Source organism: Prevotella sp. KH2C16 (genome assembly GCF_900113305.1).
In the GTDB taxonomy this organism is placed as follows: Bacteria; Bacteroidota; Bacteroidia; order Bacteroidales; family Bacteroidaceae; genus Prevotella.
The window spans coordinates 49319-75431 of sequence record NZ_FOOW01000010.1; the positions used below are offsets into that span (position 1 = coordinate 49319).

At 53.5% G+C, this 26113-nt stretch carries 20 protein-coding genes; 9 read left to right on the forward strand and 11 right to left on the reverse strand.

Going from position 1 to position 26113, the window contains the following annotated elements; genetic code table 11:
- The first annotated feature begins 112 nt into the window (after positions 1-112).
- From BM114_RS08315 to leuB, 7 genes are all read left to right on the forward strand, one after another.
- On the forward strand, positions 113-283 hold the full coding sequence (locus BM114_RS08315) for a DUF362 domain-containing protein (protein ID WP_092112351.1): 171 nt from the start codon (positions 113-115) through the stop codon (positions 281-283).
- Positions 284-456: 173 nt separating this feature from the next.
- Positions 457-1203, forward strand: a complete 747-nt coding sequence (locus tag BM114_RS08320) for a type IX secretion/gliding motility protein PorT/SprT (RefSeq protein ID WP_092112425.1) — start codon at positions 457-459, stop codon at positions 1201-1203.
- Positions 1204-1268: 65 nt separating this feature from the next.
- Complete coding sequence (locus tag BM114_RS08325) at positions 1269-3047, forward strand: SGNH/GDSL hydrolase family protein (protein WP_092112353.1); 1779 nt, start codon at positions 1269-1271, stop codon at positions 3045-3047.
- A gap of 559 nt (positions 3048-3606) precedes the next feature.
- Positions 3607-4998: a 3-isopropylmalate dehydratase large subunit gene (gene leuC, locus BM114_RS08330; protein WP_092112355.1), complete on the forward strand. Its 1392-nt coding sequence runs from the start codon at positions 3607-3609 to the stop codon at positions 4996-4998.
- Complete coding sequence (gene leuD, locus BM114_RS08335) at positions 4995-5585, forward strand: 3-isopropylmalate dehydratase small subunit (protein ID WP_092112357.1); 591 nt, start codon at positions 4995-4997, stop codon at positions 5583-5585. The genes leuC and leuD overlap by 4 nt, the downstream gene beginning before the upstream one ends.
- The gene (locus BM114_RS08340; protein WP_092112359.1) at positions 5564-7138 is read left to right on the forward strand and encodes an alpha-isopropylmalate synthase regulatory domain-containing protein; all 1575 of its coding nucleotides are present in this window, start codon (positions 5564-5566) and stop codon (positions 7136-7138) included. The genes leuD and BM114_RS08340 overlap by 22 nt, the downstream gene beginning before the upstream one ends.
- A gap of 50 nt (positions 7139-7188) precedes the next feature.
- Positions 7189-8253, forward strand: a complete 1065-nt coding sequence (gene leuB, locus BM114_RS08345; RefSeq protein WP_092112361.1) for a 3-isopropylmalate dehydrogenase — start codon at positions 7189-7191, stop codon at positions 8251-8253.
- A 19-nt stretch (positions 8254-8272) separates the two neighbouring features.
- Here the strand turns inward: leuB and BM114_RS08350 are convergent, their stop codons facing one another.
- The 4 genes from BM114_RS08350 to BM114_RS08365 all read right to left on the reverse strand — a co-directional run bounded on the left by BM114_RS08350 (position 8273) and on the right by BM114_RS08365 (position 12775).
- Entirely contained in the window at positions 8273-9208 is a 936-nt protein-coding gene (locus tag BM114_RS08350; RefSeq protein ID WP_092112363.1) for a CapA family protein, read from the reverse strand.
- The gene (locus BM114_RS08355) at positions 9171-11663 is read right to left on the reverse strand and encodes a DUF3160 domain-containing protein (RefSeq protein WP_092112365.1); all 2493 of its coding nucleotides are present in this window, start codon (positions 11661-11663) and stop codon (positions 9171-9173) included. Before BM114_RS08355 ends, BM114_RS08350 begins: the two co-directional genes overlap by 38 nt.
- A gap of 35 nt (positions 11664-11698) precedes the next feature.
- The gene (locus tag BM114_RS08360; RefSeq protein ID WP_092112367.1) at positions 11699-12184 is read right to left on the reverse strand and encodes a hypothetical protein; all 486 of its coding nucleotides are present in this window, start codon (positions 12182-12184) and stop codon (positions 11699-11701) included.
- A 105-nt stretch (positions 12185-12289) separates the two neighbouring features.
- Positions 12290-12775, reverse strand: coding sequence for a ferritin (locus tag BM114_RS08365; protein WP_092112369.1), 486 nt, complete (start codon positions 12773-12775; stop codon positions 12290-12292).
- Between the two features lie 204 nt (positions 12776-12979).
- Here BM114_RS08365 and BM114_RS08370 point away from each other — a divergent pair, with 204 nt between their 5' ends.
- Together BM114_RS08370 and BM114_RS08375 are read left to right on the forward strand one after the other, a co-directional pair.
- Positions 12980-14065 (forward strand): FMN-binding protein, encoded by a 1086-nt coding sequence (locus BM114_RS08370; protein WP_092112371.1) that lies wholly within the window; start codon positions 12980-12982, stop codon positions 14063-14065.
- Between the two features lie 13 nt (positions 14066-14078).
- The gene (locus BM114_RS08375) at positions 14079-14708 is read left to right on the forward strand and encodes a nitroreductase family protein (protein WP_092112373.1); all 630 of its coding nucleotides are present in this window, start codon (positions 14079-14081) and stop codon (positions 14706-14708) included.
- Between the two features lie 272 nt (positions 14709-14980).
- Here the strand turns inward: BM114_RS08375 and BM114_RS08380 are convergent, their stop codons facing one another.
- From BM114_RS08380 to BM114_RS08410, 7 genes are all read right to left on the reverse strand, one after another.
- Positions 14981-17320 (reverse strand): glycoside hydrolase family 3 C-terminal domain-containing protein, encoded by a 2340-nt coding sequence (locus tag BM114_RS08380; RefSeq protein WP_177207082.1) that lies wholly within the window; start codon positions 17318-17320, stop codon positions 14981-14983.
- Between the two features lie 12 nt (positions 17321-17332).
- Positions 17333-18616 carry a glycoside hydrolase 5 family protein gene (locus BM114_RS08385; RefSeq protein ID WP_092112377.1) on the reverse strand — a complete coding sequence of 428 codons (1284 nt, stop codon included), beginning with the start codon at positions 18614-18616 and terminating at the stop codon, positions 17333-17335.
- 10 nt (positions 18617-18626) lie between these two features.
- Entirely contained in the window at positions 18627-20081 is a 1455-nt protein-coding gene (locus tag BM114_RS08390; protein ID WP_092112379.1) for a sialate O-acetylesterase, read from the reverse strand.
- Positions 20082-20181: 100 nt separating this feature from the next.
- Positions 20182-21243 carry a hypothetical protein gene (locus tag BM114_RS08395; protein WP_092112381.1) on the reverse strand — a complete coding sequence of 354 codons (1062 nt, stop codon included), beginning with the start codon at positions 21241-21243 and terminating at the stop codon, positions 20182-20184.
- 9 nt (positions 21244-21252) lie between these two features.
- Positions 21253-23595, reverse strand: a complete 2343-nt coding sequence (locus BM114_RS08400; RefSeq protein ID WP_092112384.1) for a cellulase family glycosylhydrolase — start codon at positions 23593-23595, stop codon at positions 21253-21255.
- Complete coding sequence (locus BM114_RS08405; RefSeq protein ID WP_092112386.1) at positions 23592-24041, reverse strand: T9SS type A sorting domain-containing protein; 450 nt, start codon at positions 24039-24041, stop codon at positions 23592-23594. Before BM114_RS08405 ends, BM114_RS08400 begins: the two co-directional genes overlap by 4 nt.
- Before the next feature lie 76 nt (positions 24042-24117).
- Complete coding sequence (locus BM114_RS08410) at positions 24118-26094, reverse strand: IPT/TIG domain-containing protein (RefSeq protein ID WP_092112388.1); 1977 nt, start codon at positions 26092-26094, stop codon at positions 24118-24120.
- Between the last annotated feature and the right edge of the window lie 19 nt (positions 26095-26113).

Below are 26113 nucleotides of genomic sequence, written 5' to 3' on the forward strand. Positions count from 1 at the left end.
GTAGTTCGGAAATTATATTGTAAATTTGCATCGTCAATTGTAGGTATCATCATCCGAAAGACAAAAGAGAATTAAGAACAACATTATAATTTACTTAAAAACAAGATTTATTATGGCTTATGTAATTGGTAACGACTGCATCGCTTGCGGTACATGTATTGATGAGTGCCCGGTAGGCGCTATTTCTGAAGGCGATATCTATCACATCGACGCTGATGCGTGCACAGAATGCGGCACATGTGCCAGCGTTTGCCCTAACGAGGCAATCTCTCTTCCTGAATAAGAGACAAGCTCCTCCTTGCGGGGATTTCAGAATAAAAAGGCTGGCGGATGAAGTTCCTTTCTCTGCCGGTCTTTTTGTTTAAGCACGCAATAAACCCGAAAGAATCCCGTTTAGGATTCGGGACTCTACCTTTTTTCCCGGTGGAAAATATGCCAGACAAGAAGAAAAGAAAGATGAAGCTACATTTCACGATTCTCCTCATCCTGCTCACGGGCATTCTGCCCGTCGCCGCTCAGGAACGCATGGTGCAAAACAGGCCGTATACCGACCTCAGGCCCGTGCATTTCGGGATTCTCGTAGGCACCCACGCGCAGGACCTGGAGTTCAACAACATCGGCGTGCAGACCATCGTCAACGAAGACGGGAGCGAGACACAGGCCCTCATAACCACAGATCAGAACCGGTGGGACGCAGGCTTGAATGTAGGCGTACTGGCCGAATTCCGCCTACACGAGAACTTTCAGTTCCGTGTGGCACCGGCTCTCTATTTCGGAAACCGCCACCTCACCTTCCATAATCACAAGGAAACCGACGGCTCCGGACAGCCCATCATGCAGCAACAAGACCTGAAGACCGTATATGTATCGTCGGCCTTGGACCTGATTTTTGCCGCCCCGCGCAGCAACAACCACCGCCCTTATCTCATGGCAGGACTGAATCCGATGCTCAACCTGAGCGGCGGCGACCAAGACTACATCAAACTGAAGAAGATGGATGTCTTTGCAGAGGTCGGCGTGGGGTGCGATTTCTATCTGCCTTTCTTCAAGCTGCGCCCGGAGCTCAAGTTTCTTTTCGGCCTGACGAACAGCCTCGACACGAAGCATGCCGACAAATTGAAGGACGCCAACATGCGCCCCTACGCAAAATCAGTAGACAAGGCTCATTCAAAGATGATCGTGCTTACCTTCTATTTCGAGTGAGGCTTCCACCCCTCAAAAGAAACCATGGAAACACCTAAAAACAACAAACCAATAATTAAAACCACATGAAAACAAGCAAATTCTACACCCTTTTACTCTTACTATGGTGCATCAGCCTCTCGGCAATCGCACAGACAGAGTGGCACAACCCCATGGACACCGCCGTCCCCTACATTGGCGGAAGAGCGTGGAATGCCGAGATCGGCAACCGTTCTTTCAACCGCATGCCCGACCGGTTCGAAGCTATCATGCCCAAGAGTGTATGGAGCCTGCAGAGCCAATGTGCCGGTCTGTCAGTGCGTTTCGTAAGCAATTCCAAGAACATCACCGTCAGATACGGCCTTGCCTTCAACGCCGACGGCAACCGCAACATGGCTCCGCTCAACCATTCAGGCGTAGACCTCTACGGAAAGACTGCCGACGGCGACTATCACTGGATAGGAACCCACATGAGCTGGAAGTGGACAAGTAGCAAGACAGACACCATTTCCATGCGCTGGGAACGACTCTCCCCCCCCTCGCACAAGGAACGCGGCATAGAATATGTGCTCTACCTTCCCAACTACAACAGGCTCAAATATGTGGAAATAGGTGTCGACAAGGGTGCCCAGTTCCAATTCCTCCACGAGAGCGCGGAGCGTCCCGTGGTCGTCTATGGCTCCAGCATCATTCAGGGAGCCTCCCCCTCGCGCCCCGGACTGATGATAACCAACCTCGTGCAGAGGGAACTCGGCTATCCCATCGTCAACCTCGGCTTCTCGGGCTCGGCACGAATGGAGACCCCGCTCTTCGACGCCATGTCGGAAATAGACGCCCGCGCCTTTGTCATCGACCCGATGCCCAACAGCTTCCGGTTAGACCGCGACACCATCATCAACCGCGCCAAGCGGGGCGTCTACAAGCTGCGCAGCAAGAGCCAGGCTCCCATCCTGCTCGTAGAAGCCCACGGCATGGGCGACAAAGTGTTCCGTGCCGATGTCGAGGACATGTACCGCAAGGGCGACAGCTACCTGCACGAGGCCTACCAGCAGTTGCAGGCCGAAGGCGTGAAAGGACTCTACTACCTGCCGCACAGCGACATCGACATGCAGGACAACGACATGGTGGAGGGCTCGCACCCCAACGACCTCGGCAACCGGATATATGCCGACGCCTACGAGAAGAAGCTCCGCGAAATGCTGCAGGAAGACGAATGGAACAAGCGATACCCTCCCGTAACGCAGCGACGCGACGGATGCTATGAGTGGATGGCGCGGCACAATGCCGTCATCGCCCTCAACCACACCACCAACCCCGAGATCCTGCTCATCGGCAACTCGATAACCCACTTCTGGGGAGGCAACCCCCAGATGGGCTTTAACAACGGCGGGGAGGCCTGGAACAAGACTTTCGGAAAACGCCGCGTAACCAACATGGGCTTCGGATGGGACCGCATAGAGAATGTTTTCTGGCGTATCTACCACGGTGAGCTCGAGGGATGCTCGCCCAAGCACATCTGCCTGCTCATCGGCATCAACAACTATGCCAACAAGGCGGAAGACATAGCACAAGGCATCGTCGACCTCGCCGCCCTCATCCGCAAGCGGCAGCCACAGGCCAAGTTGCACATCATCAAAGTATATCCTGCCCGGAACCGCGAGGAGAAGGTGGCCCGAATCAACCGACTGCTCGAAGCGAAGCTCGTGTGCGACGACCACACCGACCTGCTCGACTTCAACAAGAGCCTCCTCCTGCCAGACGGAAGCGGAAAGATAGACCCGCAATTCTTCGGCAGCGACGGGCTGCACCCCAACGAAAAGGGATACACCGTCATCGGAAAGCAACTGAAGAAACACTTGAAGTAACGGCCGCTGCCATCCCGGCAGTCGCCCCCGCCCCCTGCGCCCGCACCAAGCGGCGAAAAGAATAATGACCCCAGCCCCCGGCCGACACACTCAAAGGCCGGGGGCTGGGGTTGCATATGAGTCCTCATGGCGCGCCAAGCCCTGCCCTTAAAGGAGCAAGTCCTGACAATCATGCATGAAAAAGCACGATCCATATGACAGATTCTTAAAAAAACGGCACGATTGCTTGCACATCCCAACATAAATGCTTAATTTTGTAATCAAGACAAAAGAAACAAGCCGGCGATACCCGCAGACACCCCGCCGGGCATGAGCGAAAGCCGACGGCACAGGCCGCGACAGGGAAAACGGCGTGCGGCGGTATGTCCTTCACCGGCAAGCGATATCGACGGCCGCCATTTACCGGCTGATTACCAGTAAGTGGTAAAGGTGTTACCAGCCGTTGGTAATGACATTACACGCCGCTTGTAACACGATTACACACGGCGTGTAATAAAGTCGGAAGCTGCCCCCGTCGGCAGCCGCCCTTGTTTCGTAAAAAGATAAATGCCGCTATAGAATGAATACTTTGTTTGACAAGATTTGGGATAAGCATGTGGTTCAGACCATTACCGACGGTCCCACACAGCTGTATATCGACCGCCTCTACTGCCACGAGGTAACGACCCCACAGGCGTTCGACGGGCTCCGGGAGCGAGGACTGAAATGCATGCGCCCCGGGCAGATTATCTGCATGCCCGACCACAACCTGCCCACACACGACCAGGACAAGCCCATTGCCGACCCCGTGGGCAGGAAGCAGGTGGATGCCCTCGACAGAAACTGTGCCGACTTCGGGCTGACGGAATACAAGATGAACACCAAGGACAACGGCATCGTGCATGTCGTGGGCCCGGAAAAGGGGCTCTCGCTGCCGGGCATGACCATCGTCTGCGGCGACTCCCACACCAGCACGCACGGCGCCGTGGGGGCGATAGCCTTCGGCATAGGCACCAGCGAGGTGGAAATGGTGATGGCCTCGCAGTGCGTTCTCCAGCAGAAGCCCAAGTCTATGCGCATCAGCATCCACGGCAGCCTCGGCCCCGGCGTTACCGCCAAGGACCTCGCACTCTTCCTCATGGCAAGGCTCACCACCTCGGGAGCCACCGGCTACTTCGTGGAATATGCCGGTCAAGCGGTCAGGGAGCTTTCCATGGAAGGGCGGCTCACCCTCTGCAACCTCTCCATCGAGATGGGGGCACGGGGCGGATTCGTGGCTCCCGACGAGACCACCTTCGAATACCTCCAAGGCCGCGAGCATGCGCCGAAAGGAGAAAAGTGGACCCGCGCCGTAGCCTACTGGCGCACCCTGCGGAGCGGCGACGATGCCGTGTTCGACAAGGAGGTGGAATTCGACGCTGCCGACATCGAGCCGCGCATCACCTACGGCACCAATCCCGGCATGGGCATAGGCATCAGCGAGCGCATCCCACGCCTTGAGGACATCGCCGAAAGGCAACAGGCGGCGTTCATGAAATCACTCCGTTACATGGGCTTGGAGCCCGGCAGGCCGCTGCTCGGGCTGCCCGTGGACTATGTGTTCCTCGGTGCCTGTACCAACGGGCGCATAGAAGACTTCCGTGCCTTTGCCTCCATCGTGCAGGGAAAACACAAGGCCGAAGGCATCACGGCGTGGCTCGTGCCCGGCTCATGGGCCGTGGAACGGCAGATACGCGACGAGGGACTGGACCGCATCCTGCAGGCGGCGGGATTCGAAATCCGGCAGCCGGGCTGCTCGGCATGCCTGGCCATGAACGACGACAAGGTGCCTACGGGCAAATACTGCGTCGCCACGAGCAACCGCAACTTTGAAGGCCGGCAGGGGCCGGGGGCGCGCACCATCCTCGCCTCACCGCTCGTTGCGGCCGCAGCGGCAATAACAGGTAAGATAACAGACCCACGAACACTATGAAACAGAAATTCGACATCATAACAAGCAGCTGCGTTCCCCTCCCCCTGGAGAACATAGACACCGACCAGATCATCCCCTCGCGCTATCTGAAGGCCACCGACAAGAAAGGCTTCGGCGACAACCTCTTCCGCGACTGGCGATATAACGAGGACGGGTCGGCAAGGCAAGACTTCGTGCTGAACGACCCCTCCTACGGCGGGTGCATCCTCGTGGCGGGCAAGAACTTCGGCTGCGGCTCCTCCCGTGAGCACGCGGCATGGGCCATAGCGGGCTATGGATTCCGCGTGGTCATCAGCTCGTTCTTCGCCGACATCCACAAGAACAACGAGCTCAACAACTTCGTCTTGCCGGTGGCGGTCAGCGAGAAATTCCTGAAAGAGCTTTTCGACTGCATCGACGGCGACCACCAGACGCAGGTAAGGGTAGACTTGCCCCGCCAGACGGTTACCAACCTTGCAACAGGCCACGGCGAGCACTTCGAAATCAACGGCTATAAGAAGCACTGCCTGACGAACGGACTTGACGACATAGACTATCTGCTGGAGAACAAAGACAAAATAGAAGCATGGGAACAGTCGAACAAATAGCCGGCCGCTACCGCCCCACGCCGCCATCGATAGAAATCATGGACTCCACCCTGCGCGACGGCGAGCAGACCAACGGGGTCTCCTTTCAGCCGCACGAGAAGCTCGTGATAGCCCGCATGCTGCTCCGCGATGTCAATGTAGACCGTATCGAGGTGGGCTCGGCCCGGGTCTCAGACGGCGAGAAAGAGGCTGTCAGGATGATCTGCCGCAGTGCCGAGCGCGACGGAATGATAGGTCGCATCGAGGTATTGGGCTTTGTAGACGGCCATCTCTCCGTCGACTGGATCAAGGATTGCGGCGGACAGATAATCAACCTGCTGGCCAAAGGCAGCCTCAGACACTGCACGCAGCAGCTCCACAAGTCGCCCGAAGAACATCTGGACGACATCAGCCGGGTAATCGACTATGCCCAGCGGCAGCAGATGAGCATAAATCTCTACCTCGAAGACTGGAGCAACGGCATGAAGGAATCTCCCGAATATGTCTATCGGATGATGGAAAGATTCAGGGATGCACCCGTCAAACGCTTCCTCCTCGCCGACACCCTGGGCATCATGAATCCGCTGCAATGCGTGGAATACATCCATAAAATGGTGAAGCGCTACCCCGACAAGCACTTCGATTTCCATGCCCACAACGACTACGACCTCGCCGTATCCAACTCTCTCGCAGCCGTATTAAGCGGCTGCAAGGGACTTCATGTTACCGTGAACGGGCTCGGCGAGCGTTGTGGCAACGCCCCCCTGTCAAGCGTGCAGGCCATCCTGAAGGATCACTTCCATGCCCGCACGAACATCCGGGAAGACAAGCTCAACGCCGTCAGCCGGCTTGTGGAAGGCTATAGCGGCATCGCCGTGGCTCCCAACCAGCCCATCGTGGGAGACAATGTGTTTACGCAAGTAGCGGGCGTGCATGCCGACGGCGACAACAAGGACAACCTCTATTGCAACGATCTTGTCCCGGAGCGGTTCGGCAGAAAGCGCGCCTACGCCCTCGGAAAGACCAGCGGACAGGCCAACATTGCCCAGAACCTGAAGGAGCTGGGACTGGAACTCACGCCCGAGCAGACCCGCAAGGTTACGGAAAGAATCAACCAGCTCGGCGACCGCAAGGAAATCGTTACACAGGACGACCTCCCCTACATCGTGAGCGATGTGCTCAAGCACGATGTGAACAATGAAAAGGTAAAGCTGCTCAGCTACATGGTCAGCACCACCTACGGCCTGAAGCCCATGGCCAGCATAAAGGTTGAGATCAACGGAATGACCTATGATGCCGAGGCTACCGGCGACGGGCAGTATGATGCCTTCGTAAAGGCACTGCGCAAAATATACAAGGAGAAGCTCAATCGCACCTTCCCCCTCCTGGCAAACTATGCCGTTACCATCCCTCCCGGCGGCCGCACCGACGCCCTGGTGCAGACTATCATCACCTGGCACAACGGCGACAAGCTGCTCCGCACCCGCGGACTGGATGCCGACCAGACGGAAGCAGCCATCAAGGCCACCTTCAAGATGCTCAACATCATCGAGGAAGAGATGCCAGGAAACTGACCAGACGGCATCCTGACAACATGAGATTATAACCTAAAACAAACTGCCATATGAAACTGAAAATTGCCATATTGCCCGGCGACGGCATCGGGCCGGAGGTGATGAGACAAGGCATCGCCACGATGGATGCCATCGCCAGGAAGTTCGGACACGAGTTCGAATACAGCGAAGCACTCTGCGGAGCCCATGGAATAGAGGCCGTAGGCGATCCTTTCCCTGACTCCACCTTCCAGGTTTGCATGGATGCCGACGCCGTGCTTTTTGCTGCCGTCGGCGACCCGAAGTACGACAACGACCCTACAGCCAAGGTCCGGCCGGAGACGGGACTGCTTGCCATGCGCAAGAAGCTGGGCTTGTTTGCAAACATTCGCCCCGTGCAGACCTTCGAATGCCTGCTCCACAATTCACCGTTGCGCAAGGAATTGATCAAGGGAGCCGACTTCGTCGTCATCCGCGAACTGACCGGAGGCATGTATTTCGGCGAGAAATATCAGGACAACGACAAGGCCTACGACACCGATTTCTACAGCCGGCCGGAGATAGAGCGCATCCTGAAGGTGGGGTTTGAATATGCCCGCCGGCGCAAAAGGCATCTCACCGTGGTCGACAAGGCCAATGTCCTGGCTTCAAGTCGCCTGTGGCGGCAGATCGCAAAGGAGATGGAGCCGCACTATCCAGAGGTTACCACCGACTATATGTTCATCGACAACGCCTCCATGCGCGTCCTCACGGAGCCCCGCTTCTTTGATGTCATTGTTACGGAGAACACTTTCGGCGACATCCTCACCGACGAGACGAGCTGCATCACGGGAAGTATGGGGCTGCAACCATCGGCTTCGCTGGGCGAGCACACCCCGCTCTTCGAACCCGTACACGGCTCTTGGCCGCAGGCCGCAGGACAAAACCTCGCCAACCCCATTGCCCAGATACTCTCTGCTGCCATGCTGCTTGAGCACTTCAGTCTGAAGGAAGAAGGGGCGCTTGTCCGCGAAGCTGTCTCCGCAAGCCTGGACGCGAACATCCGCACGCCCGAGATACAAGTGAAGGGAGGTGCCCGCTACGGCACGAAAGAGGTCGGCGAATGGATAGCCAACTATATTGCAACCAAAGGATAAAGCATCTTGAGCCGGACTCCTACTTGTCCACCAGCCTCACCCGACAGTTCTCTATCTTGACAAGGAGGCTCTTCACTATGCTCTCCTGCCCTGTAATATTGATTTGAACGACGCATGCCAGAGAGTTCCGCAACCTCCGCTGGTCGAAGATGAAGTTACCCACGCTGTAGTAAATCATGTGCCCGCGATAGTTTTCCGCGGGTTGCAAAACATGAGGATGATGGCACACCAGAATGTCGGCACCCGCGTCGATGAGCCGGTGAGCCTGTTCCCTTTGGCGTGGCAAGACCCGTTCGTGATGCTCCCAGCCCCAATGCAGGCTCACGATAATATAGGCCTTGGGGTCTTGCTGGCGAATCATAGCGACGCGGGAGACGAGTGTATCAAACGGCTCTTGCGACACACTGGGGAGCTTGGGAAGGTAAGGAGTGTTCTCCAAAGGCAGCCGCAGCGACGCCAGCATCCATACTTTGCGCTCCCCGTCTGCCAGCAGAACCGGGGCCGAAGCCTCTTTCTGGGTGGCCCCGGCACCAAGGGGAACCATGCCATACCTTATTATATTCTCACGCGTATCGAGCAACCCCGCCCGCCCCTGGTCGATAGAATGGTTGTTGGCGAGGTTCAGATGCGTGAATCCATGCCGCCGCAAGCCCTGCAACCATTCAGGCTCGGCACGAAAGACAAAGCGTTTGAAGACAGGAGCTTGTATGTGGGTGGCCGGGCATTCCAGATTGCCCACCACAATATCCGCCTGTCTGAAGAGAGAGTCTATCCCCCTTGAGAAAAGACAATCCACGCCTCCAGTCCGCTCGACGCGCTGCCGCACGCCACGGTCAAGCAACACATCGCCCGTCAAGACAATGCGAAGCGTGTCGGCGGCAAGTACGATACCGGGCACGAGCCATAACAGCAACAGGCTAACAGCCCGAGCTATAGAACACCTCTTCGTTGTCATTCGGCATTCCCTTTACCGGGGCTATAATCTCTTTCATCCACTCCGGCTCGCCGGCATGAGGGTGGGTCTTCAAGGATTTCTGCCACTCCTCGTCGGTCATGCGCGGCTCATCGACCGCCCTGCAGAACTCACGATAAGAGAGCACCGCGCCCCGCGTGAGGTAAAGATACCCTCCGATTTCCACCACAACATAGATTTCATAGGCAGGTCCGGTGCCCTCGTAGAGCACGCGGTGGCGTTCATCGGGCACATTGTCGCCGTTGGCAGTAAACACATCAGCCACCACCGCAACATTCTTGTCCGTGCCTGACACCTCATCCCAGCCCTGCAACATCTCATCCTTGTTGCTCACCAGCTCCAGGGAGATATTCTCTATCGTGGACCCTATTATCTCTATCTGGTTATATTCCTCGTCTGTCGGCTCCTTGCCAGCCAACTCCTTCCGGCTGACAGAAAGGCAGAACTCGGCCAGTTCGCGTATGCGCTCGGTCGTGGTAGAGAGCTTCGGCGTTACGAGATTATATCTTTTGAAGAGCGCCATGGTCTCATCGACAAGACTTACGGCCTCTTGCCAGAACTTGACATTGGGCTCCACATAGCCCTTCAGGACGGGCGGCACGGGTCCGCCGTCCCCACACTCGGCCTCTATGGGCTGCTTGGCGTAGAGAATGGCATCGTGTTTCAGCTCCGCCCAAGAGGCCAGCATGGCATTCAGAGACTTCTTGCCCCACTGCGGCGTGCGCATGAAATAGGGAGCCCCGGCCACGGAATCGGCCAACAACTGCAGCGTGCACATCCAGCGATTGGCGATGGTCGTGTCGGTATTTATGCGCTGCATGATGACGCAGGCGCTATCTGTCGCGGCACTAAACCCCTCCCATTGCCTGTACTCGGGCTGCTGCTTCTGAAGGGTCTGGGCTGTCTCCATGCCCATGGCAGCCATGATGTCAAGTCCCATAGGCACCTCCCTGCGACTGGGGAAGTTCTTCGCGTCCACCAATTTCAGCATCGCCTCGGCGTCGGGCTGGTATCGCTGCGGCATGAAGTTGACCTTATATTTGCTTGTATGAACAAAGAGAGGCTTGATGTGCGTCTGCCTTTCGGCAATGGCTTCCACGCTTTGGCGCAACCGCTTAAGCGATTTCTTGCTATCCTGCTTGCCGCCCAGTCTCCGGACTTCAGCCCCCACCTGCAGGATGGTTACATTGTCGGGAGCCCCCATGAGATAGGTCAGCGGTTCCGCTACAGACTGGTATTTCGCATGCAGGTCGGGCTGACTGAGTGCCTCGGCCATGAGCACCGCCCGCTGTAATTGCTCCGGATAGTCCGTACCCAGAGGCACACTCTGCAGCCACATCATGGCCCGGAAGTAACGCCCGGCCTGCTCGCTCCGGGTATAGTGGCCGCGCGGGCGGAAGAGGCTGTAGGCAAACAGCACGCTTCGGGGCCCGAAATAGTCGGGGCCGAGGAAGCGCGACTGGTCGTTTTCGGCGGCCATCACCTTGGCAACCTCCTCTTTCGCCATGCTCTCATAAGCTGCGTTTACGGGAGGAAGCTTATCCGTAAGCAACCGCAGGGCTACCGCAAAATAAGCCTGACACCACGCCACATTGTCGCGCAAGACCGCGTCTTTGCTGCCCTGCAACTGATTGAGGCGATCGGAGAAATGGCGGTAGAGCCCGCGGCAGAGTACCGTCATCGTGCCTATCAGCTTCTGTTCCTCCACCTCGCGCAGGCAAGTGTCGAAGTAGAGATGGAAGAGTTGCAGAAACACATCCGTCGTTACGAAGCCGGGGAAGTCGCTGTAGTCGTTCTTCTCGTAGACATGGAAGAGCTGGTTATGCTGTGCCGGCACGATGGCGAAGCCCTGCCGGGCAAGCATGTCCATCAGCGGCGGCTCGATGGACTCCAGCTGATAGGGGTTGACGATGTTGTCGGTGTTCACCACGCAGCCCGCCTTCGGCTTGAAGTTCAGCTTCTTCAGCTCGTCCTCGCGAGCCTGAAGCCGCCGCATGAAAGCCTGCTCGGCTGCCGTGTAATGCACCGTCGAGTGCTTTTTCACTTGCTCGTCAATCGCCTTGCGCTCCTGCTCCGTGAGCTCGCCTATCCACGACTTGTGCATCTTTTCCAAGGCTTCGCTATAGAGTGATTCCTCTTTATCCCAACGCCCAAACAGCGTATCGGTATACCATGTGGTAGAAGAATAAATGGCATTGAGCGTCGCGTCCCGGAAGTTATATCCCTGTCGGGCGGCGGGAGCGTTGCGCAAGACGCGCAGTTCACTGACAGACAGGTTGGAGATATCCATGTTCAGGTCGAGCTTCTTGTTCAGATTCTCCACGCGGATATGCCCCTTTCCCGGGAGCACGATGCCTGTTTTCTTGGTCTCCAGACCCTCCTGCGCCATGCCCACTATGGGCAACAGCATCATCGCAATCATCAGTTTCAGTTTCATATCACTTCTTGTTTTTCGTTTTCATGCCAGTTGAATCAAGGCTTTTCGAAATGTTTTACGGCCTCCGGACGGGTGATTCCCTTGGCGAGAAACCGCACGAAGCGCAGCCCGAAGTCGTCCCACGCATATTCGGCTACCACATAGAGCCCGTCGGTGGTGGTCTCAAGGCTGCGCACACGGCCGTCGACGAAGCGGAAATCCTCCAGTATGCCGCCGAGCTTGGACCCCATCCACATCGGGCGCACCTTGCCCTTCACATTCTTGAAGATGAACAGGCGGCGGCCCATCGGATAATAGCGGGTGGCCTTGACCACGCCCACGAGAGCCTCGTCAACCCCGTCGCCATTCACATCACCTGCCTGCAAGCGATATACGGGGTAAGGAAGTTTCCACCGGCTGACTGCTCCACCCTGCTCCAGACAGAGCCACGACAAGCTGTCGTTCTGCCTTTGAAGGGAGAAAACCTGCGCCTGCACAGCGGTAGCAAATCCTATGAAGAAGAGTAGAAGACAATGTCTCATTCCAACTCTTTATATCATTCAAGCGCAAATATACGAAAATTCCCGAAAAGACAAAACATCTTTCCGGGAATTTTATCTCATGATCCACGATGTGGAAAACACTTCCTACTCCTGTCCGCCGACGATGTCGTCGATGTTGGCAACGGTGTTCCCGTCACGATGACGGAACAGATTCAGGATATCGCGCACGCTGGCTTCCTCCTCAACCTGCTCGTCTACATACTTGCCCATGAAGTTAGAGGAGGCATGGTCGTGCTCGTCGTCTGCCAGGTCTGCCAGTTTGGCAATCATGTCCGACACTTTCTTCTCGTGCTCCATGGCATTTTCGAAGATCTGTTTCGGGCTCTCGAACTTTGTCGGAACAGCATCGACGGCCGTCAATTTAACCTCGCCGCCACGGTTCAGCACGAAGTTTGCCATGTCGAGGGCATGCCCCTTTTCCTCGTCGCTCTGCTTGAACATCCATTTGGCAAAGCCTTTCCAGCCCTCCTTGCGGAACCAGAACGCCATCTGGAGATAAAGATTTGAAGAATAAAGCTCTGCGGTAATCTGCGCATTAAACGCATCCTGCATTTTCTTGTTGATATCCATAATCTGAAAATTGTTTGTTATTACAGAAAAAACCTTCTGCGAGTATATTTATTATTAATAGATTACATAACCATTTATAATTATACATGCAAGAAGTATGCCATTCTAATCCAGATGGGCAAGGCTGCCTAAAGATTAACAGAAAAAATCGGACGGATTCATTTTTTTTTGTAATTTTGCAGAGAATTCATCATCCATCAGTATATGACTAACAAATCAGACAAGTTCAAGCAGTTACTCTGTCTCGCGGCATGCGTTCTGATGATTCTCACCGTCTCCATCCGGCGCGACGGCAAGTGGCTCGGCCATAAGGTGGAAGCGGCCGCCGACACCGTCAAGGCCGGCAAGATTCAGACGCTGCAGACGCTGGAAGACGGCACCACGGTCATCAACACCACCCTTCTGGGCAAGGACATCACGGGCTATGCCGGGACGGTGCCCCTCGAAATCAGGATTAAGGAAGACAAGGTCGTCAGCGTCAAGGCTCTGGACAACGAGGAGACTCCGGAGTTCTTCGAGCAGGCCTCAAGCCTCCTCGGAAGCTGGGACGGGAAGACCTTGCAGCAGGCCCAGGAACTGAAAGTAGACGCCGTTTCGGGTGCCACCTTCTCGTCGAAGGCCATCATCGGAAATGTAAGGCAGGGCCTCCAGTTTGCCCTGAAGACCCAGCAGGAGGAGTCGCTCCTCGCCAAGCTCGACCTCTCCGCCAAGGCCATAGCCGGTCTCATCGTTGCCTTGATGGCCGCCATCCTGCCGCTGTTCGTCAAGAACAGGCGATACCGCCTTGTCCAGCAAGCGCTCAATATCTTGGTCCTGGGCTTCTGGTGCGGCATGTTTCTCAACTATTCCTCCATCATCGGCTACATGTCTAATGGCATGAATGTGCTCACGCTGATGATTCCCGTCATCATGCTCATCACCGCCTTCATCTATCCGCTGTTCGGAAAGAAGTCGTATTACTGCACCCATGTGTGCCCCTTCGGCTCCCTGCAGGAGCTCTCGGGCAAGTGCGTGAAATACAAGGTGAAGATGAGCCCGCAGACCGTGAGGCGCCTCGATGCCTTCCGGCAGGTGCTCTGGGCCGCGCTGATGTTCTGCCTCTGGACGGGCGTCTGGGGCGACTGGATAGACTACGAGCCGTTCTCGGCCTTCATCTTCACCTCGGCCTCATGGGTTGTCATCGGCATCGCCATAGGCTTCGTGCTGCTGTCCACCATCATAACGCGCCCCTACTGCCGGTTCGTATGCCCCACCGGCACATTGTTCAAGTTAAGTCAAAGTTCAAAATAAGGAGATTCAAGACATGAAAACAAGGATATTGATACTGGCTCTCGCCGCCGCACTGGTCTATGTAACCGCAATGCTCGTGCTCCAGAAGACCGCGGAGCCCAAGGCCGCCGACCCCTCGGAGGCCGTATACAACAACATTCTCACACGCACCAGCGTGCGCAAGTATCAGGACAAGAAAATAGACGACGCCACCATCGAGAAGCTGCTCCGGGCGGGCATGGCTGCCCCCACGGCCGGGAACAGGCAACCCTGGCACTTCGTGGTGTGCACGGACAAGGAAGTGCTGGCCGACCTGGCTGCCGCCAATCCTAACGCCGGCATGGTGGCCCGGGCACCGCTTGCCATCGCGGTGTGCGGCGACAAGGACAAGACCTTCGACGGCGAGGGCGCCGAGATGTGGGTGCAGGACTGCTCGGCAGCCACCGAGAACATCCTCCTCGCCGCCCACGGGCTTGGCTTAGGGGCCGTATGGACGGGCGTATACCCCGTGAAAGACCGCGTGAGCAAAATCTCCAAGGCACTGGAATTGCCGGAGACCATCGTCCCGCTCGGGGTCATCGCCATCGGCCATCCCGCCGAAATGCCGGCCGTGAAGCAGAAGTTCAGCGAGGACAATGTGTCCTACGACTTCTATGAGGAATAGCTTCCGCCCACTCATACACAATGCCGCCTGCCATTTTTTCTGGCAGACGGCATTATTGTCTATACCCTTCCTGAAAACCCTTCGTGGCCGGAACAGTCAGTCTTTCCGGCCGCCCATAATCCCGATGGCGGCCTGCGGCATTGTTACAAGCGGCGTGTAATGCTGTTACAAACGGCTTGTAATCGGATTACACGCCGTGTGTAATCCGATTACAGGCAGCGTGTAACATTAGCACACGCTGCCTGCCTATCATGAGAAGGCCGTCGGCCCGTCTACTTCACACGGGGAAGTGCGTTGTTCACCTTCTCCGTAAATTCCGGCAGACGCAGCTCGGCGGTGCCGAGAATGTTGTCTACATTGTCGCCTACGAGGAATGTATAGGTGCCTGCATCTACCTTCCACTGGCTGTGAGCCTCGTCGAAGCTGGCAAAGAGACGCTGCGGAATGGTCATGGTGAGCGTCTCGCTCTCACCCGGGCGCAGGTTCTTGGTCTTGGCAAACGCCTTCAATTCCTTTGCCGGTTTGTCGTATTCACCCTTTGCGGCAGCGACATATACCTGGGCAACCTGCTTCCCGTTCACCTTGCCGGTGTTCCTTACTGTAACGCTAACCTTAACCTCGCCTTTGCCCTGTGAAACCTTCAGGTTCTTCATCTCGAAGGTGGTATAGCTCAGTCCGTAGCCGAAAGGATATGCCACGGCCCTCTTCTGGGTATCGAAATACCGATAGCCCACCCAGATGCCCTCGTCGTGGTTGGTATAGTTCACACCCTTCATCGTCTTGGCATACATCTTCTCCGACATATTATAATAGTCGGGCTGCTGGGGGAAGTTGGCCGTTGAGGGGTGGTCGGTTGCCGCAACAGACCATGTCATGGAGAGATGTCCCGACGGATTGGCCTTTCCCGTGAGCACATCGGCAATGCTGTTGCCGCCCTCCTCGCCGGGCTGCCATGCCACGAGGATGGCGTCGGCACGGTCGCGCCACGAAGCCGTCTCTATCACGGAGCCGGAATTGATGACCACGATGACGGGCTTTCCGGCAGCATGGAAGGCATCCGACACGCGGAATATCATCTGCCTCTCCTGCTCGGTAAGGTTGAATTCGCCCTCTATCTGCCGGTCCATGCCCTCACCGGCCTGTCGGCCAATCGTGATAATGGCCGCATCGGCCTGTGGCAGCTCATGCTCCACGCAGCGCTGCGAAATGTCTATCTCGTCGAGTTTGGGCTGTCCCTGGTCCAAGAACCACATCTCCGGATTCTTGTCGACCTTGAGTTTTGCCTTGGCATACTTCACATAACTCTGGTAAATCTCCGTGAGCTGTTCCGTAGTGCCGATGCCGGCATTCTTCAGACCTGCCACCATGTCGACGACATAAGGCACATTGACGCACCCGGAACCCAGACCCCCGCTCATGAAATCGTAGCTGTTCACTCCGAAGAGGGCCACCTTCCGGATGTCCTGCAGCGGCAGCGTAGGAGTGGCGGCAGCGGCTGCCGGCAGCGGCGCATTCTTCAGGAGCACCATGCCCTCGGTAGCTGCCTGGCGCGTGATGGCGGCATGCGCCTTCATATCAGGCTTGTTAGAGAACTTATAACCCTTGAAACGAGGAGTCTTGACGATATAGCGAAGCATGTTTCTCACATTGTTATCCACATCCTCCAGCTTGATTCTCCCACTGTTCACCCCGTCCATGATGTGCTGCACCTGCATCGGGAAACCGGGCATCATCAGGTCGTTGCCGGCATGAACTTCATCTCCTATGGGCAAATCCTCACGCTCTCCGATCCAGTCAGTCATAACAATTCCGTCGAAGCCCCACTCCTTCCGCAGGACCGTGGTCAGCAAATCATAGTTTCCCTGGGCGTAAATGCCATTGATCTTGTTGTATGCCGACATGACCGTCCACGGCTTAGCATCGCGAACCATCAGCTCAAAACCCAGCAGATAGAGTTCGCGCAGGGCACGCTGGCTTACCCGTTCGTCCACGCGCACACGGTCGCCCTCCTGGGAGTTGACGGCAAAATGCTTGGCCGAAACACCCACGCCTTGGCTCTGGATGCCCTTCACCATGGCAGCACCGATGAGTCCCGTCAGCACGGGATCCTCGCTATAATACTCAAAATTGCGACCACAAAGCGGATTGCGGTGGAGGTTCATCCCCGGCCCGAGAATCACATCGCAGCCATATTCCAGGGTCTCGTTGCCGATAGCCTTGCCTACATTGCTTACAAGCGCAGTATTCCAAGACGAGGCAAGAGCCGTCCCTACGGGGAAGCCGGTGGCATAGAAGGTCTGCTCCGTGCCCTTGCGGCGAGCATCAATGTGAACTCCTGCCGGACCGTCGGCAACTACCGTTGACGGAATTCCCAGCCGGGGAATGGCAACCGTGGTACCGGCCGCCCCCGCCACGAGTTTCTCCTGATGCCCCATGAAGGCACCGCTGCCAAAAAAACCGGCGTTACCGCCACCCACCAGAAGCTGCGCCTTCTCCTCAAGAGTCATTGCGGCGAGAACTTCGTCGATATTATCTGCCCGCAACTGCGGAGCCTGAGCTTGTATATCCATCATCATAAAAAGACTTGAAATAAAAATAAACACTTTCTTCATCGTAATCTCTATTTATTTGATTGTTGATAGTTTCCTGCAATATCTGCGGATAATCTTCAAGGTCGACTTGTCGCCCGAGAACACGGAGTTCAGCCCCTGCTGTTCCTGCGCGGGGTCGCCGGTATAGTCGTCGCCCACCATCCACTGCTCGTGCCGGAGCTTTGCAAGACCGCCCCAGCCCCAGAAATTCAGGCCGGCAAAAGGCTCCTTGCCCTGGGCATTCCGGTACACGAGATCGAAAACATAGCTATAGAATCCATCACGGGCTTTCGTAGGAGTGCCGAGCGCAAACTGAAAGTCGTCGCGCGGGTAGCCGAATTCCTCCATGACAAGGGGTTTTCCCAGACGACGGGCTATCGTCAGGTGATGCTCTATATACTCCTTTGCGTTCTCACAGGCACGCGGCAGGTTCTCCATCAGGGAGTCGGCCTTTGCCCATCCCCAGTTATAGGGCCAGAGATGGATATTGCAATAATCGATATTCTTATCTGCACAGATGCGCTCCCAGCTCTCATAGCTGTTCTCGCAGCCCCACATGCCCTCGCTTCCCACGGATATCAGATGATGAGCATCCAAGCTGCGTATGAGGGCGGAGGCCTCGCGGAGCCACTTTTCGAAGTCGGGCAACAGCTCTTTTGCAAATGCCCGCGGCTCGTTGCCTATCTGCCACGACATAATGGCAGGGTCGTCGATATACTTTCTGCCCGTATATCGATTCGTACGCCCTATGATGAAGCGGACATAATCATAGAAAAGCTGCTGCGCTTTCTTGTTGACCGAGAACTGGCTCACATGCTTCATGAACTCACCGTAACCCACATCCTGGGGCATAACGGCCTTTCCCGCTCCGGCATGCTCCAGATAGAAGTTATATCCGCCGCTCCATTCCCAGGAGTTATTCAGATAGAGCACGGCCACCATGCCCCGCTTACCCATTTCCGAAAGCAGATAGTCGAGGCCGGCAAGAATCGTGTCATTATAAACGCCCGGAGCCTGCTGAAGCGTGGGCTGCACCTTCGCCTTGGGACCGGGAACACCGTCGGACCCCACCAGGACACGCAGATTGTTGATGCCCTGCTTCTTCATCAGGTCAAGCTCCTTTATCAGACGACGACGGTTTCCGCCTTCGCCCTCAGAGCCGAGGATGGCACCATACCAGAAGTTAGTGCCGACATAATAATAGGGGCGGCCGTTCCGAAAGAAGCTACCGTTATCAGTAGTAACGAACTGAGCATCAGCAGTTAAAGGAAAAATTGTCATCAATATCAATAAGATAAGCTGAAATAGATTCTTCATGTTTTCGGTGTTATTGCCAATTATCGGTTCGGAACGGCAATAACGGCAGGTTTGCATTATTCTTCAGGTTGCCCACCTGGAAGTTCTTGAAGCAATAGCGTACTGCCACGGGCTTCTTAACCTCGGGTGAGGTTACGAAGATGGTTTCGTTGCGAGCATCACGCCCCGGCCTCCAGAAGTGTCCGGCAGTGGCCTTGTGGAACACCTTGTCCGCGCCTGCCACCTCAAAACCTTCGATGTCTTCAAAGCGGGAGATACCGCCAAAATCGTTTTTCAGACGAACATAGCAGGTGTCGCCTCCTATTTCCATCTCCTTAAAACGGGGACTTTCACAATAAAGGTTCTTCAATCCGTAATCATGGTTCAGAGCCAAATAGGCCAAGCGCTCGCCGACGGGCTGTTTCCGGCAAGGATGAATCTGACTCTTCTCCCAAGGATACACCAAGTCGTTGGTGCATACAATGCCACTATGAGGGATAATATCAGCCGCCCGCACTTGCTGCTCCCGCAACAAGGCACCGGAAACACCATCAAGCCCGTCGCCATAGACATAGGGCGCAATCTGTACGATATAGAACGGAATCTCACCAAGCTGGAAATCGCGGCGCCACTGATCTGCCAGAAGCCTCAAGCGGTCAGAGTACTGGTTAGCCGGATCGCCGACATTGGAGCAGCCTTGATAATAAAGGATTCCCTTAACGGTATAGTTCAAGATGGGATGGAATGTGCCGTTGCCCCAAAGCAAGGGGTAATGGTAACTCTCAGAAAACCGATGTGCCATCTCGGATGAATCCAATGATTCGGAAGTATATTTCCGTAGGTTATCCCTGTCAAGCCAACTCTCCACACGGGTTCCCCCCTTATTGGCAATCACCAATCCGACGGGTATCTCGAGAGCTTTATTTATAACCCGGGCAAAGAAATAGCCGACCGCACTACATTCGCTGACGGTAGCCGGATTGACAGTCTGCCAGTTACAGTCGGCATCCTCGAGGGGAGTCATGCTCATCACACTTGGCACCTTGACATAGTGAATGCCCTTGTAGTCGTTGGCGGAGGCAACGGTCTCGGCATAGTTTTCCAAAGGACAGTTGTTGAATCCCCGCACAGGAAATTCCATATTGCTCTGCCCGGCACATACCCAGACCTCACCCGCGAGCACATTGCATATCGTAACTTTCTCTCCATCATCAAAAGAAATAGAGAGCGGAGTATAACTGGCAGCGGGTGTCAGCACCTTTACAAGCCACTTTCCGTCCTCACCCGTCTTCGTGCGATAGACTTTCTTGCTCCAGGAGACAGAAACCTTTATCTCACTGCCAGGCTTGGCCCATCCCCAAAGACGCGCCTCTGCCTGCTGTTGAAGAATCATACAGTCGCCAATCACATGCGGCAGACGAACCTTAGAGTGTACTGGAGCGGCCATGAGAAGAGTCAGGGCCAGGGCCAACAAATGCTTTGTCATATATTTTGTTTTAAATGATTTTACCTATATACAGGCCGCCGTCATTACTACCGACAACCTGCAAAGATTATTTATTACATATAATGTGTTGCCATAAACACTATTTCCCGTTAAGATACAAGCCGTTCAATTCTTTAAGAAATATCGTCGTACGATTATTATAAAACTTCATGAAGTCATTAATCCTCGCATTTCCACAACCGGGATAAGGTGTATAGCAGTACCCCTCGGAGAAATCTCCATGATTGCGGCCGAAAAGTATGTATGAAAGCCCGCTCTGCTGAATCGCAGGGAGCAATGTTTTTGAGAAAAAGGTGCTGTCAGGCAAGCCTTCCATTCCCGTTGTCAGCCCTTGAGCCAGATGGTGCTCGCTCGCCGTCTGTTTCAACAGATTCAGGCTTTCAGGCAAAGAAGACGAAAGAGACTTGGATTCTCTTGTGTCTCTATCACCGAACAGCGTCATATTTATGACATCTACGCCCTCGGGCAATCTGTCCTCTATACCCTTCTTCAAGGCCGCGGAATTACAGGAGTATCCATAGAGCGCATTGGTTACATCGAGGTCTTTCAACTTGTCAATGGTGTGTTCGAACATATCCTTATACGCTTCGTCTGACAGATTATCGTACCATGACTTTCCCTCTTGGGGATAAAGAAACAAGACAACCGGAGCCTTGATGCCATAATCGTTTTGGAGCGAAGCCAGATAACGGGCGATTCTCCCCACCCAATCATCAAGAGTCTTTTCATTACCCCTGGGGTCAGGAGCCGTCCATTTCATCAAAATCAGCCCACCTCTCTTGAAAAGTCGCAGGGCATCTTCACGAATTACACTAAAATCCAAGGAGTCGCTGTTCATAGACCATCCATGCTCCAATCCTAAAAGTTCGTAGCCAGAAGATGCCGGAAAATCGCCGCAAACTCCATGAATATCACTACGCTCAATGGTATCGCTCACCCATCCCACTCCCTCCAAGGTGGCATATTGCTGACCGATTATGACTCCCTGCTTGGCAAAAGAGCGCAAATTTGCCTGCAAATTTTCCGTGCGGACTGTCAAGCCTGCATTCCCAATCTCATCATACGACTTCTTTGCCTTCTTGCCACAAGATGAAAAGAGTATGGCTGTCAACAGAAGACTATAGACTATTTTCTGCCTCATGGGTTCCGTTTATTCATTATAGGCCTTCTTCATGGCCTCTACGACAGTAGGAAGGCTCCACTGAGGGACGGTACGGTCTGCGCCATTGAAGATACTCATCCAATAGAAGGTTGCAGCCTTCTTCCCCTTGGCCTGCCGCACCATGTCAGCAGCCTGATCCGCTGCCATCTTGATTTTCTCGGGAGCAGAAGACTTGTTTACGGATGTCTCATTCCCATTTGCATCCGCAGCACCGGCCGTCCCGTACTCACCGATGATGAAAGGAATGGAATCAAACTTCTTAGACACATCCGAAAAAATGTTAGTCAAGGTGATGTGGCATTCGTCGTCCCATGTATCCTTGTCATTAATGAAGTTCCAGGGATCATAAGAGTGTACCTCTGCAACGAGATGGCCCGTTGTCTTATCTGTCGGGATGGTGAAGTTGTTCAATACCTCCACACCCTTGGCAGCGGCATAAGTGCTTACTACGAGGTTACGAGTGGCGTTGTTGCCGCCAGTGGCACGCACAGCATCTACGAAGTCCTGTGCATAATTATTCAAAGCCGTATAACTTGAAGCATCCAGAGGCTGGTTCCAGGTGTTGCTTGCATCCAACATCTCGTTATATCCCTCGAAGAGCAAATGCTGGTCATAGTCGGCAAAGGCGTTGGCTATTTGCGTCCATAACTTCTTGTATCTATCCTTGGTTGCGGCATAAACCGCAGGATCAGCCTTGATCCAAGCCCCCTTGCCTGCAGCCGTATCGTGATGTACATTGATGATGACATACAAGCCTGCATTCATGGCATAGTCTACCACTTCCTTTACACGCCCCATCCATGCAGCATCCACATTTCCGGCATCATCCATGTGTTCATACCAGGTAATAGGAATACGGACAGAGTTGAAGCCTTCTTTCTTCAGAAATGTCAACTGGCTCTGTGTCGTAGGCTGCTGTCCCCACTGTGTCTCATACTTCGCCAAGTCCTGTCCTTTGCCAATACCATTTGCCTCGAGCGTATTGCCAAGATTGAAACCCAGACCAAAGTTGACAACCGCACTCTGGGCTGGCTCAGCCATATAAGTTGCGTCTGTATTTACCTCATCACGGGTGATTACGACTCCTTCATCCATAACTTTCTTCCACCAAGCATCAGAAGGCATAGAGGCACCATACCAAGGCATGAAGTTCAACCATTTAGCACCTGCATCCCAAGCATCCCCTACATCTGCCGTAGGCGTATTGCCATTTATGCCGCACTCCGAAAGAGTAATCATCTTGGTTGGAAACTGGGCCTTGAGCTGTCTGTATTCCGTTACCTGCTGAGTAGCATTCGTCCCATAAAGGTCGCGGCCGATGATATCGACATACGCATCACCAGGATACCAGCCGTAGTCATTATTATAATTTGCAGCATCGCCATTATAGTTCTGAGAGGTCCATTCCCAAATCAAGTTATGGATTCCCTTAGTGGCGAAATAGTTGAACATTGTCTGCCAGAGTTGCCTGAAGGTTTCAGCACCAGCCTCACCCCACCAGAACCAAGCCTTGCCCCAAGTGCCAGACTTTTCCGTTGAATTTCCCGCAGCCTCATGGAATGGTCGCCAAAGAGCCACGACACCAGCATCCTGGAGCTTAAGCATTACATTGGCAACATTCTCCAACTGTTCCATGAAGAACCGATTCTCCCAAGTACCAGTAACCAACGCATTGGCAGCCTTGAAGGTGGTCTCTCCGGCTTTAATGCCCGTGCCGGAACCATCTGCGCCGATTTTGGTATTCTCATTCTTCGGAACATTAAAATGCCACATCAGACTTACAATGCCACCCGCACTTGCCCACTCCGTGACAGGAGTGATGTCATTATAATTAATCCAACCATTGGAACCTTGATTAGGAACTGTAATATGAATGAAATCAAAACAGTTGATGGCAGGATACTTACCTGTCAAACTATAAATCTTGTCTGCCTCCGTGTGATTCCATGCCACATTAGCCATAACCCCAGAAAGAATCTTGGTGCCATACACCAGCTGTAGATATTTATAAAGCTTCTTGGCCTCATCTGAAGCTTGAGCGTCGGCAAGACTCACGCCTGTTACATCTATAGGATCCTGATGGAAAACATCAAAAGTAATGCTCTTGATGTCTGAAACATTCCAAGTTCCCGTAGCACCCCAGTCTTCAAAACCAGTCATGTAATTCACTAATGTATTAGCATCTGTGAATTTCAGATGATTATTATCCTTAATTGAAAATTGCTCTGAGGTACCATCTGTCTTATGTACGGTATATACATCGGTATCTGCTTGAGCCGACACATTCAATGCCATAAGGAGCGCAACGATAGAGAATAAGAGTTTCTTCATTTCTTCAATATTTTAACTGATTTTCCGTTAGCGCTGATAATATAGACACCCTTTGGGAGAGCATCCAGACTGATGAAAGAAGCAGAGTCTGTCTGCATCTGATTCAATTCGACTTTCTTTCCGTCGACAGAGTATAGTCTGATACTATTGTTAACACCCGGAACTATGAATTTGTTCCCATCCATGGTAAAACCTTTCAAGGCAATTCCCTCAATACCTGTAGCTTCGCCAATAGTAAAGGTTTTGACCTTATAGAGGTCATACTCCGCAGTCGTTTCCCCTGCCTTGATAGTCATCTTGTCATTTTCCATCTTTATATCAGGAAGATTTGACAACGCAAAAGCCTGGGAGGTGCCATCATTAAAAGTAATGATGAGTTGTTTATTATCCGCTAAAACTGTTATAGTGCAGATAAATGTCAATAAAATAAGTAGTAATCTTTTCATCAACCAGGTTTTTAGATTTGGCAAATATGGCGCAGTAGTTTTTGATTACTGCGCCACAAAGTTACAGATTTATTTCCTATTTCTTGTAATAAACTCGTGTAATTGTGAGTCCGTTACCAGCAAACAGAAGTCCCTGCTGTGCAATGATATCGATATCAGCCTGAGTCAATACGAAAGAGTCTCCCGTATCGCTTTCCTTATATTCCTTTACATTGTTGGCCTTATCGGTATATATAGCCTGGAATGACGGCAACTCTGTCCACCATGTGCCCATCAGACGAATCTGGTAATAAGAGCCTGGAGTTGGAGTAAAATCAAATCCAAGGGTATAACCCGGCCTGAGAAGGGAGGCCTTATCAGCAATGGCCACAGTACCCGTGCCATCCCAGGCGATAGGACCAGCTGAGCCTGTCCACAAATCAATCTCTGGAGCATTCACTATAATCTTACCTCCTACATACCTTGTCCCGTCAGGACCTACGAAGATGAGATCGTAAGTTCCGGCTGCTACAGTAGCTGGAATCTGGAATGTCATGGCATTATCCCCACGGCTGATAACCTTGGTAACCTTGGTCTCTCCGATGAATATCTGCTCTACATTATTGAAGTTTTTACCGTTTACCGTTACATTTTCGCCAAGAACACCCTCTGCTGGCTCTGAAAGAACAGGATCGGTAGCAGCAGTAATTGTCAGACCAGAAACAGAAACAGTATTACCGTTCTTCAAGTTAAGTGTACAGCCAGAACCCACGGCAGAAGCCGGAACCGTTACGCCGATAGCAGTAGCATTGATAATAGCGTCATCGGCCGTAACAGGAGACTCCCCGGGGAATGTTACAGAAACAACGAGATCTAAATCTGTACCTCTCAGCATGATCTTGTTGCCAGCCATTACGGTTGCAGGAGTAACCCCAGTTACGACAGGCTTAACCAATGTGTAAGCTACTGTAACAGTCTTACCGTTTGCAAGGGTCAAGGCTATATCACCCTCTTGAGCTGTCCCCGGAACAACAGCAACCACTTTTGTAGCAGCAACAGACTTTAATGTGCCGTCTGCATTAGGGAATGCTATACCAGTAACGAGGTCAAGATCCTTGCCACTAATAGTGATCTCCTTGCCATTCTTCACCGGGGCAGGAGCAGCGCTCAGGTCGCCAGGAACTACGGTTATGATATTCCCGGCAGGAATCTGGACACCCGACTTGGTTGTCAGGGAAACCTCTCCATCTCCCACGGTCTCAGGAAGGTTGAATGCGATGGTAGTAGCACTATGCGTTGTGAAATCCTCTGCTTCTATGGTTACATTGTTTGGCAACACAACAGCAGCGATGAGGTTGAGCTGCGTACCAGTAATTGTAATGGTCTGACCGGCCTTTGGATCCGTAGGAGTCAACTTAGTAACTGTTGGCAGAGTAATGGTGATTGCATCTTCTGTCTCAAGTTCTGCAGGCTCAACGGCAAGGTCCGTAAGAATCAACTTTCCAGAAGCTGCTGACTCAGGAATCTTGACCTGAATAGTATAACGGTCATGAGTGACGAACTCTGCTTCCCTCACCGTATCATTACCCGCGAAGATTACTCCGTGCATGAGGTTCAGATAATCGCCCTTAATGGTAACTACATCGCCTACATTACCTGCAAGGTTACCCTGCTGCCCGATATAGAGATCACTCAAAGTGATATCCTCCCGATATGTTATAGGAGTAACTGACTTTATCTGGCCACCCTTAGCTGTAACCAAAGTAACGAGACCCGTATCACACTTCTCCGCCGGCACTTGAATAGAAATCTGACTATGCTGACCTGAAGTGATAACATTGATAGCTGTGATTGGATCCGCCCCCGGAATATCTATTTCTGTAATCTGATCCAGATTAACTCCATAGAAATATAAGGTACCGCCACGCAGAACAGGACAAGGCCCGAAGGAATTCAGGGAGATTTCGTTTCCGTACTGGTCGGTGTTCAAATCATCTCCGTCACTGCAGGCTGTCAACGATAGCCCCATAAGGGCTACCATCAACAGACCTAATACATTATAATACTTTTTCATATTGGATTTCAGTTTAAGA

What these genes read in the sequence shown, in the direction of transcription:
- BM114_RS08375 (WP_092112373.1), top strand. Translation starts at nt 14,079, where the DNA reads ATGAAAACAAGGATATTGATACTGGCTCTCGCCGCCGCACTGGTCTAT.
- BM114_RS08360 (WP_092112367.1), bottom strand. Translation starts at nt 12,184, where the DNA reads ATGAGACATTGTCTTCTACTCTTCTTCATAGGATTTGCTACCGCTGTG.
- BM114_RS08380 (WP_177207082.1), bottom strand. Translation starts at nt 17,320, where the DNA reads ATGAAGAAAGTGTTTATTTTTATTTCAAGTCTTTTTATGATGATGGAT.
- BM114_RS08400 (WP_092112384.1), bottom strand. Translation starts at nt 23,595, where the DNA reads ATGAAGAAACTCTTATTCTCTATCGTTGCGCTCCTTATGGCATTGAAT.
- BM114_RS08390 (WP_092112379.1), bottom strand. Translation starts at nt 20,081, where the DNA reads ATGACAAAGCATTTGTTGGCCCTGGCCCTGACTCTTCTCATGGCCGCT.
- BM114_RS08320 (WP_092112425.1), top strand. Translation starts at nt 457, where the DNA reads ATGAAGCTACATTTCACGATTCTCCTCATCCTGCTCACGGGCATTCTG.
- leuC (WP_092112355.1), top strand. Translation starts at nt 3,607, where the DNA reads ATGAATACTTTGTTTGACAAGATTTGGGATAAGCATGTGGTTCAGACC.
- BM114_RS08370 (WP_092112371.1), top strand. Translation starts at nt 12,980, where the DNA reads ATGACTAACAAATCAGACAAGTTCAAGCAGTTACTCTGTCTCGCGGCA.
- leuB (WP_092112361.1), top strand. Translation starts at nt 7,189, where the DNA reads ATGAAACTGAAAATTGCCATATTGCCCGGCGACGGCATCGGGCCGGAG.
- BM114_RS08395 (WP_092112381.1), bottom strand. Translation starts at nt 21,243, where the DNA reads ATGAGGCAGAAAATAGTCTATAGTCTTCTGTTGACAGCCATACTCTTT.
- BM114_RS08325 (WP_092112353.1), top strand. Translation starts at nt 1,269, where the DNA reads ATGAAAACAAGCAAATTCTACACCCTTTTACTCTTACTATGGTGCATC.
- leuD (WP_092112357.1), top strand. Translation starts at nt 4,995, where the DNA reads ATGAAACAGAAATTCGACATCATAACAAGCAGCTGCGTTCCCCTCCCC.
- BM114_RS08405 (WP_092112386.1), bottom strand. Translation starts at nt 24,041, where the DNA reads ATGAAAAGATTACTACTTATTTTATTGACATTTATCTGCACTATAACA.
- BM114_RS08350 (WP_092112363.1), bottom strand. Translation starts at nt 9,208, where the DNA reads ATGACAACGAAGAGGTGTTCTATAGCTCGGGCTGTTAGCCTGTTGCTG.
- BM114_RS08410 (WP_092112388.1), bottom strand. Translation starts at nt 26,094, where the DNA reads ATGAAAAAGTATTATAATGTATTAGGTCTGTTGATGGTAGCCCTTATG.
- BM114_RS08355 (WP_092112365.1), bottom strand. Translation starts at nt 11,663, where the DNA reads ATGAAACTGAAACTGATGATTGCGATGATGCTGTTGCCCATAGTGGGC.
- BM114_RS08365 (WP_092112369.1), bottom strand. Translation starts at nt 12,775, where the DNA reads ATGGATATCAACAAGAAAATGCAGGATGCGTTTAATGCGCAGATTACC.
- BM114_RS08385 (WP_092112377.1), bottom strand. Translation starts at nt 18,616, where the DNA reads ATGAAGAATCTATTTCAGCTTATCTTATTGATATTGATGACAATTTTT.
- BM114_RS08315 (WP_092112351.1), top strand. Translation starts at nt 113, where the DNA reads ATGGCTTATGTAATTGGTAACGACTGCATCGCTTGCGGTACATGTATT.
- BM114_RS08340 (WP_092112359.1), top strand. Translation starts at nt 5,564, where the DNA reads ATGGGAACAGTCGAACAAATAGCCGGCCGCTACCGCCCCACGCCGCCA.